Source organism: Pseudomonas sp. BN505, from assembly GCF_029873175.1.
Classification (GTDB): Bacteria; Pseudomonadota; Gammaproteobacteria; order Pseudomonadales; family Pseudomonadaceae; genus Aquipseudomonas; species Aquipseudomonas putida.
In genome coordinates, this window is record NZ_SSOI01000050.1 from 196,181 (window position 1) to 212,010 (window position 15,830).

General features: G+C 63.5%; 13 protein-coding genes and 1 pseudogene. 8 read left to right on the forward strand and 6 right to left on the reverse strand.

Going from position 1 to position 15,830, the window contains the following annotated elements:
• Positions 1-7: 7 nt before the first annotated feature.
• The 8 genes from E8E78_RS16940 (at position 8) to dsdC (ending at position 8,504) form a co-directional block, all read left to right on the forward strand.
• Positions 8-379: a RidA family protein gene (locus E8E78_RS16940; protein WP_028613671.1), complete on the forward strand. Its 372-nt coding sequence runs from the start codon at positions 8-10 to the stop codon at positions 377-379.
• A gap of 435 nt (positions 380-814) precedes the next feature.
• Entirely contained in the window at positions 815-2,224 is a 1,410-nt protein-coding gene (locus tag E8E78_RS16945; protein ID WP_016486198.1) for a circularly permuted type 2 ATP-grasp protein, read from the forward strand.
• Positions 2,225-2,227: 3 nt separating this feature from the next.
• Positions 2,228-3,178: an alpha-E domain-containing protein gene (locus tag E8E78_RS16950; RefSeq protein WP_016500207.1), complete on the forward strand. Its 951-nt coding sequence runs from the start codon at positions 2,228-2,230 to the stop codon at positions 3,176-3,178.
• Positions 3,175-3,954, forward strand: coding sequence for a transglutaminase family protein (locus E8E78_RS16955; protein WP_049274393.1), 780 nt, complete (start codon positions 3,175-3,177; stop codon positions 3,952-3,954). Before E8E78_RS16950 ends, E8E78_RS16955 begins: the two co-directional genes overlap by 4 nt.
• A 72-nt stretch (positions 3,955-4,026) precedes the next feature.
• Positions 4,027-4,749 (forward strand): proteasome-type protease, encoded by a 723-nt coding sequence (locus tag E8E78_RS16960; protein ID WP_049274392.1) that lies wholly within the window; start codon positions 4,027-4,029, stop codon positions 4,747-4,749.
• A gap of 247 nt (positions 4,750-4,996) precedes the next feature.
• On the forward strand, positions 4,997-6,133 hold the full coding sequence (locus tag E8E78_RS16965; RefSeq protein ID WP_049274391.1) for an MFS transporter: 1,137 nt from the start codon (positions 4,997-4,999) through the stop codon (positions 6,131-6,133).
• A gap of 110 nt (positions 6,134-6,243) precedes the next feature.
• Complete coding sequence (locus E8E78_RS16970) at positions 6,244-7,593, forward strand: D-serine ammonia-lyase (RefSeq protein ID WP_280311682.1); 1,350 nt, start codon at positions 6,244-6,246, stop codon at positions 7,591-7,593.
• Positions 7,590-8,504, forward strand: a complete 915-nt coding sequence (gene dsdC, locus E8E78_RS16975; RefSeq protein WP_049274389.1) for a DNA-binding transcriptional regulator DsdC — start codon at positions 7,590-7,592, stop codon at positions 8,502-8,504. Before E8E78_RS16970 ends, dsdC begins: the two co-directional genes overlap by 4 nt.
• A 213-nt stretch (positions 8,505-8,717) precedes the next feature.
• Here the strand turns inward: dsdC and E8E78_RS16980 are convergent.
• The 6 genes and pseudogenes from E8E78_RS16980 to pedH form a co-directional block, all read right to left on the reverse strand.
• A pseudogene (locus E8E78_RS16980) lies at positions 8,718-8,924 on the reverse strand (hypothetical protein); the annotation flags it as partial.
• Between the two features lie 172 nt (positions 8,925-9,096).
• Positions 9,097-10,767, reverse strand: a complete 1,671-nt coding sequence (locus E8E78_RS16985; protein ID WP_049274387.1) for a NahK/ErcS family hybrid sensor histidine kinase/response regulator — start codon at positions 10,765-10,767, stop codon at positions 9,097-9,099.
• Complete coding sequence (ercA, locus tag E8E78_RS16990) at positions 10,751-11,914, reverse strand: alcohol dehydrogenase-like regulatory protein ErcA (protein WP_016500216.1); 1,164 nt, start codon at positions 11,912-11,914, stop codon at positions 10,751-10,753. The genes E8E78_RS16985 and ercA overlap by 17 nt, the downstream gene beginning before the upstream one ends.
• 143 nt (positions 11,915-12,057) lie before the next feature.
• Positions 12,058-12,129: a pyrroloquinoline quinone precursor peptide PqqA gene (gene pqqA / locus E8E78_RS16995; RefSeq protein ID WP_010455123.1), complete on the reverse strand. Its 72-nt coding sequence runs from the start codon at positions 12,127-12,129 to the stop codon at positions 12,058-12,060.
• Between the two features lie 230 nt (positions 12,130-12,359).
• Entirely contained in the window at positions 12,360-13,880 is a 1,521-nt protein-coding gene (locus E8E78_RS17000; RefSeq protein WP_049274386.1) for an aldehyde dehydrogenase family protein, read from the reverse strand.
• Positions 13,881-14,020: 140 nt separating this feature from the next.
• Positions 14,021-15,808, reverse strand: a complete 1,788-nt coding sequence (pedH, locus tag E8E78_RS17005; protein ID WP_016500218.1) for a PQQ-dependent alcohol dehydrogenase PedH — start codon at positions 15,806-15,808, stop codon at positions 14,021-14,023.
• Between the last annotated feature and the right edge of the window lie 22 nt (positions 15,809-15,830).

Consider the following 15,830-nt stretch of genomic DNA (forward strand, 5'->3'; position numbering starts at 1 on the left):
CCAACGTATGAAACATGCAATCAAGACCGAGCTGTTCGCCTCCAGGGCCCCCCTGGAATGGGCGGTAGTCGGCAACGGTACGCTGTACACCGCCCAGATCCCCATCGACGCACAGGGCCAGGTGGTTGCTGGCGGCATCGAGGCGCAGGCCCGCCAGACACTGGACAACCTGCGCCATACCCTGGAAGCCGCCGGCAGTTCGCTGGATGCCGTGACCCAGGTGCTGATCTACGTGACCGACCGCCAATACCTGGCCACCGTCAACAGCCTGTATGCCGACTACTTCCAGGCCCCCTACCCTAACCGCGCGGCAATCGTAGTGGCGGGGTTGGCACGCGAAGAAATGCTGGTGGAGCTAGTGGTGTACGCCTGCCTTTGAGGGCCTTGAGGCGCTCGCCTGGGGGTTTTCAGCGCCTGTGTGATCGAGCGCCGCGCGGGCGGCGCTCGATATACGCACCACATCAACCCCAAGACATGCCCCCGGAAGACTTCACTGATTCCCCCGCCAGGCACGGCCTGTGCCCCATCTCGGTTCAAAACCCTCTCCCTGATTAAAACCGCCCTTATTTGATGCATCGGCCAAAGCCGCCCGACAGCGCCGGCCGGCCATGCCCCTCGCATTTCCCGCATTCCCGGCACTGCCAAGCGTGTTCGGCACTTTCATTGCAAAGGCTGTTTGTGCCCAACGCACAGCCAATCAATCGCAACCGAGGCTTACGCCAGACACAGCATCCCCTGACCCGAGCAAGGCAGCACCCTGAAAAACGCAGATGAATCGCAATAAAGCTGCCGGCGACGGCGGCAAGGAGTGGGTATGTCCCGGGCTTTTTTCAATGAAATGTACGAAGCGAACGGCAGTTGCCGCCCGCATTACCAGGAGTTCGCCCGCTGGCTGGCCAACACCCCGCTGGAGCTGCTGGAACAGCGCCGGCGCGAGGCCGACCTGCTGTTTCACCGTGCAGGCATCACCTTCACTTTGTACGGCGATAGCCAGGACACCGAGCGCCTGATCCCCTTCGATATCATCCCGCGCAGCATCCGCGCCAGCGAGTGGCGCACGGTCGAGCGTGGCTGTATCCAGCGGGTGCAGGCCCTTAACCTGTTCCTGCAGGACATCTACCACGACCAGCGCATCCTCAAGGCCGGCATCATCCCGCCTGAGCAGGTACTGGCCAACGAGGGCTACCAGATCGCCATGCAGGGCCTGGACCTGCACCGTGGGCTGTATGCCCATATCGCCGGTGTCGACCTGGTGCGTGACGGCGATGGCAGCTACTTCGTGCTGGAAGACAACCTGCGTACCCCCAGCGGCGTCAGCTACATGCTCGAAGACCGCAAGATGATGATGCGCCTGTTCCCCGAACTGTTTGCCGCCCAGCGTATCGCGCCCATCGACCACTATCCCAACCTGCTGCTGGACACGCTCAAGAGCGCCAGCCCGCTGGATAACCCCACTGCCGTGCTGCTCACCCCGGGCCGTTTCAACAGCGCCTACTTCGAGCACGCCTTCCTGGCCCGGGAAATGGGCATCGAGCTGGTCGAAGGCGCAGACCTGTTCGTGCGTGACGAGCATGTCTACATGCGCACCACGGCCGGCCCCCAGCAGGTGGACGTGATCTACCGCCGGCTGGACGACGACTACCTCGACCCGCTGTCCTTCAACCCTGACTCGACGCTGGGCGTACCGGGGCTTATCTCGGTTTACCGCGCCGGCAATGTGGTGCTGGCCAACGCCGTCGGCACGGGCGTGGCCGACGACAAGTCGATCTACCCGTATGTGGACGACATGATCCGTTTCTACCTGAGCGAAGAGCCGATCCTCAACAACGTGCCCACCTGGCAGTGCCGCAAACCCGCAGACCTGTCCCATGTCCTGGCCCACCTGCCCGAGCTGGTGGTCAAGGAAACCCAGGGCTCCGGCGGCTATGGCATGTTGGTGGGGCCGGCATCGACCAGCGCCCAGATCGAGGATTTCCGGGCGCGTATCAAAGCCCGCCCGCACGCCTATATCGCGCAACCCACCTTGTGCCTGTCGACCTGCCCCACCTTCGTCGACAGCGGCATCGCGCCGCGCCACATCGACTTGCGCCCGTTCGTGCTATCGGGCAGTGAAACGCGCCTGGTGCCTGGCGGCCTGACCCGCGTGGCCTTGCAGGAAGGCTCGCTGGTGGTCAACTCGTCGCAGGGCGGCGGTACTAAGGACACCTGGGTGGTAGAGGACTGAACCATGCTTTCGCGAACCGCTTCCGACTTGTACTGGATGTCCCGCTACCTGGAACGTGCAGAAAACCTCGCACGCATGCTCGAGGTCAGCTATTCGCTGTCGCTGATGCCCCAGGCCGGGCGCAGCGACGGCCATGCCGAACTGGCCATGTCGCTGCTGGCCTCGGGCACGCTGGACGACTACATCCGCCGGCACACCGAGCTCGACACCGAGCGCATGCTGCACTTTTTTGCCCTGGACGCGACCAACCCCAGCAGCATCTATTGCTGCCTGCAGGCCGCCAGGACCAATGCACATGCAGTGCGCGGCCGGATCACTGCCGACATGTGGGAGAACATCAACGCCACCTGGATCGAAATGCGCAACATCGCCAGCAATGGCCTTGGCCGCTATGGCATCAGCCAGTTCTGTGACTGGGTCAAGGAACGCTCGCACCTGTTCCGCGGCGCTACATCCGGCACCATCATGCGTAACGATGCCTACAGTTTCATCCGCCTGGGCACCTTCCTGGAGCGGGCAGACAACACCCTGCGCCTGCTCGATGCACGCTACGAAATGTTCGGCGAGGCCTCCGAAGAGGTCAGCGACAGCTCCGCCCGCGGCTATTACCAGTGGAGCGCCCTGCTGCGCGCGCTTACCTCGTATGAAGCCTTCAACGAAATCTATCGCGGCGCACCCAGCGCCCGGCCGGTGTCCGAGCTGCTGCTGTTGCGGGTGGACGTGCCGCGCTCGCTGCATGCCTGCATCGAGGAACTGGACCTGATCCTGGCCGGCCTGCCGGGCAACAGCGGCCGCGCCGCCCAGCGCATGGCCGCCGAACTGAACGCGCGCCTGCGCTACACCGCCATCGACGAAATACTCGACGCCGGGTTGCACCCTTGGCTGAGCGACTTCATTGGCCGCGTCAACCAATTGGGCCAGGCCGTCCACCACTCCTACCTGGAGGTCGTATGAAACTGTCCATCCGCCACGACACCACCTACAGCTACGCCAGCGACGTGAGCAACAGCATCCAGTTCCTGCGCCTGACGCCGCGCAGCAGCGAACGCCAGCGCATCAATGATTGGCAACTGGACCTGCCCTGCAAGGTCAAGGGCCAGATCGACCCCTATGGCAATATCCTGCATGTGCTGACCCTGGACAAACCCCATGGCCACCTGGCACTGACCGCCCGCGGCCAGGTCGAGATCGACCCGGACTGCGAACAGGAAGTAGAGAGCCAGTCCCCCCTGCCGTTCCTGCGCGGCAGCCACCTGACCCAGGCCGATAACGCACTGATCGCGTTTGCCGCCCAGCAATGTGGCAGCCACCGCGACCGGGCAGCGCTGGTCGGGCTGATGCAAGGCCTGGCCGAGCACATGCCCTACAGCCCCGGCGCCACCTCGGTGGGCACCACGGCCATCGAAGCGTTCAGGGGTGGCGCCGGCGTGTGCCAGGACCACACCCACGCCTTCCTGGCCTGCGCCCGCAGCCTGGGGGTGCCGGCACGCTATGTGTCCGGTTACCTGTGCACCGAGGACGAACAGCACCTGGCCAGCCATGCCTGGGCCGAGGCCTGGGTCGACGACGCCTGGTACAGCTTCGACATCACCAACCGCCTGACCCGGCCAGAACGTCACCTGAAGCTGGCGGTCGGCCTGGACTACCTGGACGCCTGCCCGGTCAGGGGCGTACGCCGCGGTGGTGGCGCCGAAGCCATGCAGGCCAGCGTCCACGTACATCGCCAGTGACGGGTTTGCTGCAGGCCGGTCTTGCCGCACGGTGCGGCAAGACCACTCCACTCGCAACACAAGGGAAACCGCATGACTTACTGCGTCGCCATGCACCTGAAGGCCGGGCTTGTCTTCATCAGCGACTCACGCACCAACGCCGGCATCGACCAGATCTCCACCTTTGCCAAGTTGTTCGTTTTCAGCCTGCCGGGCGAGCGGCTGATCGTGCTGCAGACCGCCGGCAACCTGGCAACCTCGCAGTCGGTGGTGAACCTGCTGCGCCAGCGTACCCAGGGCAGCGGCCCTCATCTGCTGAACGTTGCCACGCTCTACGACGCTACGGTGCTGGTTGCCGACACCCTGCGCGAAGTGGTCAGCCGTGACCGCAGCAAGCTTACTGCCGACGTCGACCTGAGCAGTTCATTCATTGTTGGCGGCCAGATAGCCGGCGGGCCCATGGCCATCTACAACGTCTATGCACAAGGCAATTTTTTCCAGGCCACGCCGGATACCCCGTTCCTGCAACTGGGCGAAAGCAAGTACGGCCGGCCAATCCTCGACCGCAACCTGGACTACCGCACCCCGCTCGATGAAGCGCTGCGCTGCGGCCTGATTTCGTTCGACTCCACCATCCGCAGCAACCTGTCGGTGGGCATGCCGCTGGACTTGCTGGTGTACCGCAATAACAGCCTGGAAACCATGACCCGTCAGCGCATCACCAGCGACGATGCCTATTACCAGCAGATTCGCAGGCAGTGGAGTGACGGTCTGAAAACCCTGCTGGCCGAACTGCCAGCGCCGCCTTATGGCTGAATGAGCGAACAGCCCGGAATCTCTGCTGCCTGTACCGGCCTCTTCGCGGGTAAACCCGCTCCCACAGGTATTGTGCAAATCCTCAAGATTGTGATGATCCTGTGGGGAGCGAATTTACCCGCGAAGAGGCCAGCACAGGCGACATGTCAATGAAGCCAGAGTGCAAAACTGCGGGCTCAGTAGACAGGTTTCAATGGGAAAGCCACGCGGGTTATCCTGCCCCCCTCACCCCTGTCACGAGACTGTCATGTCGTCCGCTGCCACACCGGTGCAAACCCACCGCGCCGACCAAGACTCGCGCAATGCCGCCCAGGTGCTCAGCCTGTGCCTGCCCAGTGACGTACTGCTCTACCTGCTGCTGCCGATGTACGCAGCCGATTTTGGCGTGACCCTGGCCGAGGCTGGCATTCTGCTGGCGGCCAACCGCCTGGTGCGCATCATCGGCTACGGCTGGGTAGTGCGTTTCTATGCCCGCCACGGTGACCGCGCGGCCTGCAGCCTCGCCGCCTTCGCCGCCGCCGTGTGTGCACTGGGCAACGCGGTGCTGACCGGTTTCGCCGCGCTGCTGGTGCTGCGCCTGGTCTGGGGCCTGTGCTTCGCCACCTTCAACCTCAGCACCCAGACCCTCGCCACCGCTGAAGCACAAGGCGCGGCGCGGCGTGCCGGGCGTTCGCGGGCGAGCATTTCCATCGGGCCAATGCTGGCCTTGCCCCTGGGTGCGCTGATGGCCCAGGCCTACGGCCCGCGCAGTGTGTTCTTCGTGCTCTGCATCAGTGCCCTGTTCGGGCTGTGGCGTGCACGTGCCCTGCCCAGCACCGGCCACCCGGTCGCCAGCCGGGGTGGCCGGCGCCTGCGCCTGCCAGACAGCATTGCCACCTGGTCCTTCATCGAAGGGGTGGCCCTGGACGGCCTGTTCATCTTTGGCCTTTCGCTTTACGCACAAACCCACCTGGGTGAGTCCGGAGTGCTGGCAGCGGGTGTGCTGATGGCGGTGCGCTACCTCAGCGAAATGCTCTTCAGCCCCTTCGGTGGGCGCCTGGCCGACCGCTTCGGGCCGCTGCGCATGCTGGTGGTGCTGTCACTGGCCACGTCGATGGCGCTGCTGCTGTTTGGCAGCCACTGGCTGTTCATCGGCGCCTTCTTCGTGCTGGTGCTACGTGCCCTGCAACTGCCGCTGGTGATGACACTGGTCGCCCTGCGCAACCCGCAACAACGCATCCAGGCCCTGGCCGGCAATGCCATATGGCGCGACATCGGCGCTGGGCTCGGGCCGATGCTTGCGGGGGTATTGCTGCCGCAGGTACCGGCGATCTGGGCCTATGCCGGGGCGGCACTGGCGGTTGCCGTGGCAGCCTTGAACTGTGCCTGGTCGGCGCGGCATTGAGCGCTGGCGCCATGCATGACATGGGCTCACCTGTTGGATGAAGAGTGATCGTTTGAACCACACGGGCTACTGCACTTCAATTGGGTGCTGTACTGCTATTAGGTGAAATCATGATTCACGGAAAAACCCTGGAAGCCTGGCAACAAAGCCACCCGATCATCGCCGAGCTGGTGGCCCTGAAGCCAACCAGCTGGTTCAACCCTGGTATCGCCAAGGCTGCAGAAGCCCTGCGCGACGTGGGCCTGACGGCGGCCGACGTGCAAGCCACCAGCGCGCGGCTGCAGCGGTTCGCGCCCTACCTGGCTACCGTGTTCCCCGAGACGGCAGCGGCCGGCGGGGTCATCGAGTCGCACATTACCCCGCTGCCACAGCTGCGCCAGCTGCTTGTCCGGGAGGGATCGCTGCAGAACGTGGGCAGCCTGTGGCTCAAGGCGGACAGCGACTTGCCTATCTCCGGCTCCATCAAAGCCCGGGGCGGCATCCATGAAGTGCTCAAGCACGCCGAGGACCTGGCCCTGGCGGCCGGCTTGATCACGCCCACGGATGACTACACCAAACTGGCGAGCGACCAGGCCCGCGCATTCTTCAGCCAGTACAAGATCGCAGTGGGCTCGACCGGCAACCTGGGGCTGTCGATTGGCATCATGAGCGCCAAGCTGGGCTTCCAGGTGAGCGTGCACATGTCGTCTGACGCCAGGCAATGGAAGAAGGACAAGCTGCGGGCCAACGGCGTCACGGTGGTCGAACACGCCTCCGACTACAGCGTGGCGGTCGAGCAAGGCCGCCAGCAGGCGGCATCAGACCCCAGCTGTTACTTTGTCGACGACGAAAACTCCCCGCAGCTGTTTCTCGGCTATGCCGTGGCCGCCGAACGGTTGGCGCGGCAATTCGACCAGGCGGGCATCCAGGTAAACGCAGATCATCCATTGTTCGTGTACCTGCCGTGCGGCGTAGGGGGCGGCCCAGGCGGTGTTGCGTTCGGGCTGAAGCTGGTATTCGGCGATGCGGTGCACTGCATCTTCGCCGAACCTACACATTCCCCCTGCATGCTGCTGGGTGTCTATACCGGCCTGCACGATGAAACCAGCGTGCAGGACTTCGGCATCGACAACATCACCGCCGCCGACGGCCTCGCGGTCGGGCGCCCATCAGGGTTTGTCGGCAAAGCCATGCAGCGCCTGATCGATGGTTACTACACCGTGACCGACGAAGAACTGTACCGCTTGATGGTCATCGCCCATGAGCAAGACAAGGTCAAACTGGAACCCTCTGCCCTGGCCGGCGTACCCGGTATGCTGCGGGTGCTGCAAGCAGGCGAGTACCTGGCTCGCCAGGGCTTCACCCCAACCCAGCTGCAGCAGGCTACCCACCTCGTCTGGGGGACGGGTGGCAGCATGGTGCCGAACGATGAATTCAATGCCTATCTGGCGAAAGGGCGTAGCGTGCAGGCGACGCCGTGAAACTCAATGGCTCGCACCTGGGCAGCCTGCATGTCTTTCTGGTGGCGGCACGGCACTTGAGCTTCTCGCGCGCCGCCGATGAGCTGTGCCTGACCGCCAGTGCCGTGAGCCATCGCATCAATCGCCTGGAAGATGAGCTGGCGCTCAAGCTGTTCCACCGCATGCCGCGCAAGGTCAGCCTCACCGAAGACGGCGAGCGCCTGTTCGCGGTCATGCAACGGACCATGGATGAGTTAAGCGAGGCCGTGCAGGAACGTGCTCACGCCGAAGTCGCCGGCCAGTTGACGTTGTATGTGCGCCCGTCAGTCGCACAATGCTGGCTGGTGCCGCGGCTGGCGCAGTTCACCGCCCGCTACCCTGATATCCAGCTGGATATCAGGGTGGGCAACGAGAGCATCGATTACCGCACACGCAAGATCGACCTGGTGCTGTGTTATTCGGATGGCCATCATCCGGGGTTGCAGAGCATCCACTTGATGGACGAGCGGATCGCCCCGGTGTGCTCCCCCCGTTACGCAGAAACCCATGCACTGACCGGTGACCTGCACCCGCTGGATCACTGCACCGCCTTGCATGACGTGGCGGCTTGGGACAACGCTGCATTCGATGCAGAATGGCAGCTCTGGGCCAGCACCACAGGTGCGGGTATCAGCCTCCCGCGCCGATTCCTCACATTCGATCGCTCCGACCTGTGCACGCTCGCCGCGCTGAATCACGTAGGCATCGCCATTGGCCGCGAACAGCTGGTCAAGGATCGCATTGCACGAGGTGAGCTGGTTTTGCCGTTCGGTGGTTTCGTCGACACCCCCAACTATGGCTATTACCTGGTCTACCCGCATCATGACCCGATGCCCAAACGCCTGCAGGTGTTGATCGACTGGCTCTTGAAAGAAGCCTGCACTGACCTTTAGCAGCGGCCAGTGCAGGCCCAAGGACTAGGTCAGGCGCGGATACACTGGGCAAACGGGCGGGGAGATATCCGAGCCGGTAGGGTTGTGGCACACCGACTGGATGAGGAACAAACGGGGCCAGTTCAGCCTGTGTCATGTCCAAAGCCTCAACAACGCCGCGAACCCGCGTTACAGGTTCGCAGCGTTCCGCGTTCACAGCCGTGGCTCAGGCTATCAGCAAGGGATGCCCGCCAGCGGCCAGACAGGTGCTTGCGTCGCTTTGGCCATGGTGCGTTTTCGCGCCCACTGGGTCAGTGCGGCCATCAGGGCAAAGCCGAGCAGGATCATGACGGGATAGGCCAAGTAACTCATGCCTTTTTCAAGGTAGTCGGTACCGATGACGGCAGCCCCGGTGAGCCACAAGAACATCAAGGCGTTCGTCTTTCCTGAGCAAAAGCACCGACCAGCGGCATTTAAAGCAGCATTAGTTAGCTTGCTAACTTCTTGCAGGCTGACCGAACGGTAAAGTTTTCTGATAACTGGGTCCACACTTCGCAACGGGCGCAGGCTTCAAGCAAATGCAGTAACCGCGCCCCCAATGAGCCCCGCACAATCAATGCTCCTGCAGCAACTGGCTCAATACCGCGCGCAATTTCCCAGGCTTGACCGGTTTGTTCAGTAGCGGCGCCCCCAGTTTCTGCAAGCCCCGCCGGCATTGATCGCTGCGGTCGGCGGTGATGATCACCGCCGGTATGGCAACCGCAAAATGCTCACGCAAATACCTGACCACCTCGCAACCCACCACGCCATGGTCCAGGTGGTAGTCGGCCAGGATCAGTTCCGGGGCCTGCCCCTGCAAGGCCAGCAAGGCACCTGCCTGGTCGGTCGCGGTCACCACTTCGCAGCCCCACTGCCCAAGCAGCGCGCCCATGCTCTCGAGGATGCTCACTTCGTTGTCCAGTACCAACAGGCGGCGGCCCGGTAGCGGGTTGCCGACGCTTGGCAACGGCACGGCCTGGTGAGCGGCCAGCGGCACCTCTTTACCCAGCGGAACCTCGATGCTGAACACCGAGCCACGCCCCGGCCACGAACGTACCTCAATCTGGTAGCCGAGAATCTTGGCTATCCGCTCGACGATGGCCAACCCCAGCCCCACGCCCTTGCGATCCGCTGCGCGGCCGACATCCAGTTGGTTGAACTCAAGAAAGATCGCCTGTAACCGGTCTTCGGCAATACCCCGCCCGGTATCCCACACTTCCAGCCGCAAATGACCACCCCGGCGCCTTGCCCCCAGCAAGATCCGGCCGTCGTCGGTGTAGCGGCAGGCGTTGCTGAGGAAGTTGCGCAGGATACGTGTCATCAGCCGCAGGTCAGTGCTGATGGCACAGTCCGGGATGCGCGCATGCAGCTTGAGGCCTTCCGCATCGGCCACCGAGCGGAACTCCGAGACCAGTGGTGCGAACAACTCGTCGAGGCGGTACACGGCCACGTCCGGCTTCACCGCTGCCTGGTCGAGACGGGAAATGTCCAGCAGGTCGGTCAGCAAGTCTTCGGCGCCCTCAAGGGCCTGGTGGGTACGCTCCACCAGCACGTGCTCGGCCTCTGGCAATGGCCGCTCGCGCAAGGTGGAGATCAGCAGGCGGGCGGCGTTCAGCGGTTGCAGCAGGTCATGGCTGGCGGCGGCCAGGTATTTGTCCTTGCTGCGGTTGGCAGCTTCTGCAGCATCGCGGGCCTCCAGCAACTCATCGGTACGCGCAGCAACCCGTTGCTCCAGCTCGTCATTGAGCTGTTGCAGGCGTTGCTGGGCCAGCTTGCGTTCGGTGATGTCGGCGACAAAACCCTCCACCAGCCCCTCCTGCCCGGGCTTGAGCAGCAGGTTCATCAGCACATCGAGGTGGCTGCCGTCCTTGCGCCGCAAGCGGGTTTCATAGCCGTGCAGGCTACGCTCACGGGCGAGGATCGCGGTAATCGCCTGCAACTCCTCGGCACCGCCGTCGAACAGGTTGGCGGCCAGGTCCGTCAGGGAAAACAGCACCGCTTGCGGGTCGCCGTAGCCCAGCATGCGCGCCAGCGCCGGATTGGCGGCACGCATGCCGTCCTGCAGGCTAGCCTGGAAAATCCCGTGCACGGCATTTTCGAACAGCCACTTGTAGCGGTTGCGCTCGGCCTCCAGCTCGTCCAGGCGGGCGGAAAGCTCCGGGTAATGGCTTTTGCGTGCCGAGTGGTCGCCCAGCCCCAACAGCCCGGCCAGTGCCCGCTGCTGCTCGTCAGAGGGCCTCGCCATAAACGACCTCGACATCACGCTGGCTCGACGCACGGGGGTTGGTGAGGATGCACGGGTCATCCATCGCATGTTGCGACAGGAACGGAATGTCTGCGGTGCGCACCCCGTGCAGGCCCAGGGTTTCATGGAAGCCGATGGCGTGCTTCAGGGCAATCAGGTGCTCCACCAGGCGCCCGCAGATCTGCCGGTGGTTGAGGCCGCGGCAATCAATACCGAACACCTCGGCAATCACCTTGAAGCGCTCTGGCGCCGAGCTGTAGTTGAACGCCACCACGTGCTCCACCAGCACCGCGTTGCACAAGCCATGGGGCAAGTCGAGGAAGCCGCCCAGGCTGTGGGACATGGCGTGAACCGCGCCCAGAATCGCGTTGGAGAACGCCAGCCCCGCCTGCATGCTGCCCAGCATGATCTTCTCGCGCAGGGCGATATCGGTGGGGTTGGCGATCATCTCCACCAGGTTGCCGTTGATCAGGCGCATGGCTTCCAGCGCATGGGGGTCGGTCAGCGGGCCGTGGCCGGTGGAAACAAAGGCTTCAATGGCATGCACCAGCGCATCGATACCGGTGCAGGCCGACAGGAACGGGTCCATGCTCAGGGTAGTTTGCGGGTCGATCAGCGACACGTCCGGCACCACCGCCTTGCTGACGATGGAGAACTTCATGCGCTCCTGCTGGTTGGAGATGATCACGAACTGCGAAACGTCCGCCGAGGTGCCGGCCGTGGTCGGGATCAGGATCAGCGGGGGGCTGGGCACGCGGATCATGTCCACGCCTTCGAATTCGAGGATGCTGCGCCCGTGGGCCACCACGATACCGATGGCCTTGCCGCAATCCATCGGGCTGCCGCCACCGACGGCGACGATAACATCGCAGTGGTTCTGCCGGTAGATCTCGGCGCCGAGCATCACCTCTTCGACCCGCGGGTTGGGCGACACGGCCGTATACAGGCAGTAATCGATGCCCTGGGCCTGCAAGCTGGCCTCCACGTCCGCCACCCAGCCGGCGGCGATCACGCCGGGGTCGCTGACCACCAGCACCTTGCGGGCACCGAAGGTTTTCGCGTAATTGGCGACGTTATGCCGGCAGCCGGCACCAAAGATGATTTCAGGCGATACGAACTTGCGAAGCGGGCTGAAACTCTGGCTCATTGGCAAGCCTGTTCTTATTGTTCTGGAAGGTAACCGCCAGCGTAAAGCATCCCGCAGCGAAAGCAACCAGACCAATGAGCAGCACTGGCTCAGTCACGGGCAGTCAGAGGAACCGGCCACCGTAGTGATGGCCGGGTGGCACATCAACGGTTGGCGAAATACATCGTCACTTCAAAGCCGATGCGCAGGTCGGTAAAGGCAGGTTTATTCCACATGGGCAGTCCTCTTCTTGTGCCGGGGGAGTCCGGTAGATGCATTAATGCACGGGGGGCGCGAGGGCCGAATGCTACTTTGGAAGGAACTTGCGGGGTGCGTTGGTAGGGAATTTCGTTTCCTGTGCCGGCCTCTTCGCGGGCATGCCCGCTCCCACAGGGATTGCCCAGCATTCAAACCCTGTGCGATCCCTGTGGGAGCGGGCGAGCCCGCGAAAAGGCCGCGCTGCGGTCTAGAAGAAGCCCAGCGGGTTGATGTCGTAGCTTACCAACAGGTTCTTGGTCTGCTGGTAGTGGTCGAGCATCATCTTGTGGGTCTCACGGCCCACGCCAGACTTCTTGTAGCCGCCAAACGCTGCATGGGCCGGGTACAGGTGGTAGCAGTTGGTCCACACGCGGCCGGCCTTGATGCCGCGGCCCATCCGGTAGGCGCGGTTGATGTCGCGGGTCCACAGGCCGGCGCCCAGGCCAAACTCCGTGTCGTTGGCAATCGCCAGCGCTTCGGCTTCGTCCTTGAAGGTGGTCACGCCCACCACCGGGCCGAAGATTTCTTCCTGGAACACACGCATCTTGTTGTTGCCTTTGAGCAGGGTCGGCTGGATGTAGTAACCGCTGCCCAGGTCGCCCTGCAGCCGCTCGGCACCGCCGCCGGTGAGCAGCTGCGCGCCCTCCTCCTTGGCAATCTGCAGATAGGACAGAATCTTGTCGTATTGCTGCTCCGAAGCCTGGGCGCCAACCATGGTATCGGTGTCCAGCGGGTTGCCCCGCGTTATCTTGGCGATCTTCTTCATCACCTCGGCCATGAATGGCTCGTAGATCGATTCCTGGATCAGTGCCCGTGACGGACAGGTGCACACCTCGCCCTGGTTGAAGAACGCCAGCACCAGGCCCTCGGCTGCCTTCTCGATGAACGCGGGCTCGGCCTGCATGATGTCTTCGAAGAAGATATTCGGCGACTTGCCGCCCAGTTCGACGGTGGACGGGATGATGTTCTCGGCCGCGCATTTCATGATGTGCGAACCCACCGGGGTGGAGCCGGTGAAGGCGATCTTGGCGATGCGCTTGCTGGTGGCCAAGGCCTCGCCGGCCTCACGGCCAAAGCCCTGGACGATGTTCAACACGCCCGCCGGCAGCAGGTCGGCGACCAGCTCGGCAAAAATGGTGATCGACAGTGGCGTCTGCTCGGCCGGCTTGAGCACTACACAGTTGCCGGCGGCCAGGGCCGGGGCAAGCTTCCAGGCGGCCATCAGCAACGGGAAGTTCCAGGGGATGATCTGCCCGACCACGCCCAGCGGCTCATGGATGTGATAAGCCACGGTGCCTTCGTTGATTTCGGCCGCGCCGCCCTCCTGGGCACGGATGCAACCGGCAAAATAGCGGAAGTGGTCCGCTGCCAGCGGCACGTCGGCATTGAGCGTTTCGCGCACCGCCTTGCCGTTGTCCCAGCTTTCGGTGACGGCCAGCACTTCCAGGTTCTGTTCGATACGGTCGGCAATCTTCAGTAGCAGCAGGGCGCGGTCTTGCACCGAGGTCTTGCCCCAGGCTTCGGCGGCTGCGTGTGCGGCGTCCAGGGCGCGGTCGACGTCCTGGGCAGTGGAACGCGGGAATTCGGCAATCGGCTGGCCATTGACCGGCGAGCTGTTGGTGAAGTACTGGCCAGCCAACGGTTGCACGAACTCGCCATTGATGAAGTTGCCATAACGTGGCTTGAAGGATACGACGGCGCCTGGGGTTCCGGGTTGTGCGTAGATCATGCTGAGCCTCTGCGGGTCGATGCCTGTCCCACGACAGGCGATGGACCGATGGTAAGAAGCCCCGCGTGCCAGGCGAATCCATCGTTGGCAGCGGGGCTCTCGTCATTTGGTAGTAGGGCCGCTTGCCTCAGGCCACTGCTTTACGGCTTGGCGCTTGCCGTTTGCTGCAGCTGCTTGGGTAGCTTGAAGGTCCAGAGCATGCCGCCCTGGTTGAAGTCCTTTACCCGCTTGGCCACTTCGCCACCCCACAGCGGTACCGCGCCGCCCCAGCCGGAGACCACCGACACGTATTGCTCGCCGTCCATTTCCCAGGTCACGGGCGAGCCAAGCACGCCGGAGCCGGTCTGGAATTCCCAGACCTTGTCGCCGGTCTTGGCGTTGAAGGCCTGCAGGAAGCCTTCCGGCGTGCCGGTGAACACCAGGTTGCCCTTGGTGGTCAGCACCCCGCCCCACAGCGGCGCGTAGTTCTTGTGCCGCCACACTTCCTTGCCACTGATCGGGTCGATGGCACGCAGCACGCCGATGTAGTCTTCGTTGAGCGGTTTGATGGTGAAGCCGGCGCCGAGGAACGCCGCGCCTTTCTTGTAGGCGATGCCTTCGTTCCAGATGTCCATGCCCCACTCGTTGGAGGGCACGTAGAACAGCCCGGTGTCCTTGTTATAGGCCATCGGCATCCAGTTCTTGGCGCCGAGGAACGCCGGGGCGACGAACACCGAACTGCCCTTGGCTTCGCTGCCGGGTGCGCCTGGGCGGCTGGCGTCGTTGTAGATTGGCCGGCCGTCCTTGTCCAGGCCGGTGGCCCAGGTGATCTTGTCGACGAAGGGGAAGCCGCGAATGAACTTGCCGTTGGTGCGGTCCAGCACGTAGAAGAAGCCGTTGCGGTCGGCCGTGGCAGCGGCCTTGACCTCCTTGCCGCCATCCTTGTAGTTGAACGAGATCAGTTCGTTGACGCCGTCGAAGTCCCAGCCGTCATGCGGCGTGCTCTGGAAGTGCCACTTGATGGTGCCGTCGTCAGGGTTCAGCGCCAGGCGCGACGAGGAATACAGGTTGTCTCCGGGGCGCAGGTGCGAGTTCCACGGTGCCGGGTTGCCGGTACCGAACAGGATCAGGTTGGTTTCCGGGTCGTAGTAACCGCCCAGCCAGGGCGCAGCGCCGCCGGTCTTCCAAAGGTCCCCGGGCCAGGTCTTGCCCGCCTCGCCGCCGGAAATACCGTTTTCGATGGCCTTGCCGTCCTTGTACACGTAGCCCATGTGCCCTTCCACGGTGGGGCGCATCCACAGCAGCTCGCCGTTTTCCGGGTTGTAGGCCTGGATCTTGCCCACCACGCCGAACTCGCCACCGGCGACGCCGGTGATCAGCTTGCCGTTGACGATCATGGGCGCGGCGCTGATGGAATAGCCTTCCTTGTGGTCGGCCACCTTCTTGCTCCAGACCACCTTGCCGGTGTCCTTGTTCAGGGCCACCAGTTTGGCGTCCAGGGTGCCGAAGAACACCAGGTCGCCGTACAGCGCCACGCCGCGGTTGATCACGTCGCAGCAGGGGCGGATGTCATCCGGCAGGCGTGCATCGTATTGCCACAGTTTCTTGCCGGTGCGCGCATCCACGGCGAACACCCGCGAGTAGGAACCGGTCAGGTACATCACCCCATCCTTGATCAGCGGCTGGGCCTGCTGGCCGCGTTGTTTTTCACCACCGAAGGAGAACGCCCAGACCGGCCGCAGTTCCTTGACGTTGTTGGCATTGAGCAGGTCCAGCGGGCTGTAGCGCTGGCCCTGCACACCCAAGCCATTGGTCACGATCTGCTGCGGGTTCTTCGGGTCCTGGAGGATTTCTTCATTGCTGACAGCGGCGTGGGCTGCACCGGCAAGCAGCATGGCGCTGAGCACCAGGCTCACGGCGAACATGGGGCGACGCGGGGATCGGGTCATGACGGCTACCTTTGGTTTTTTT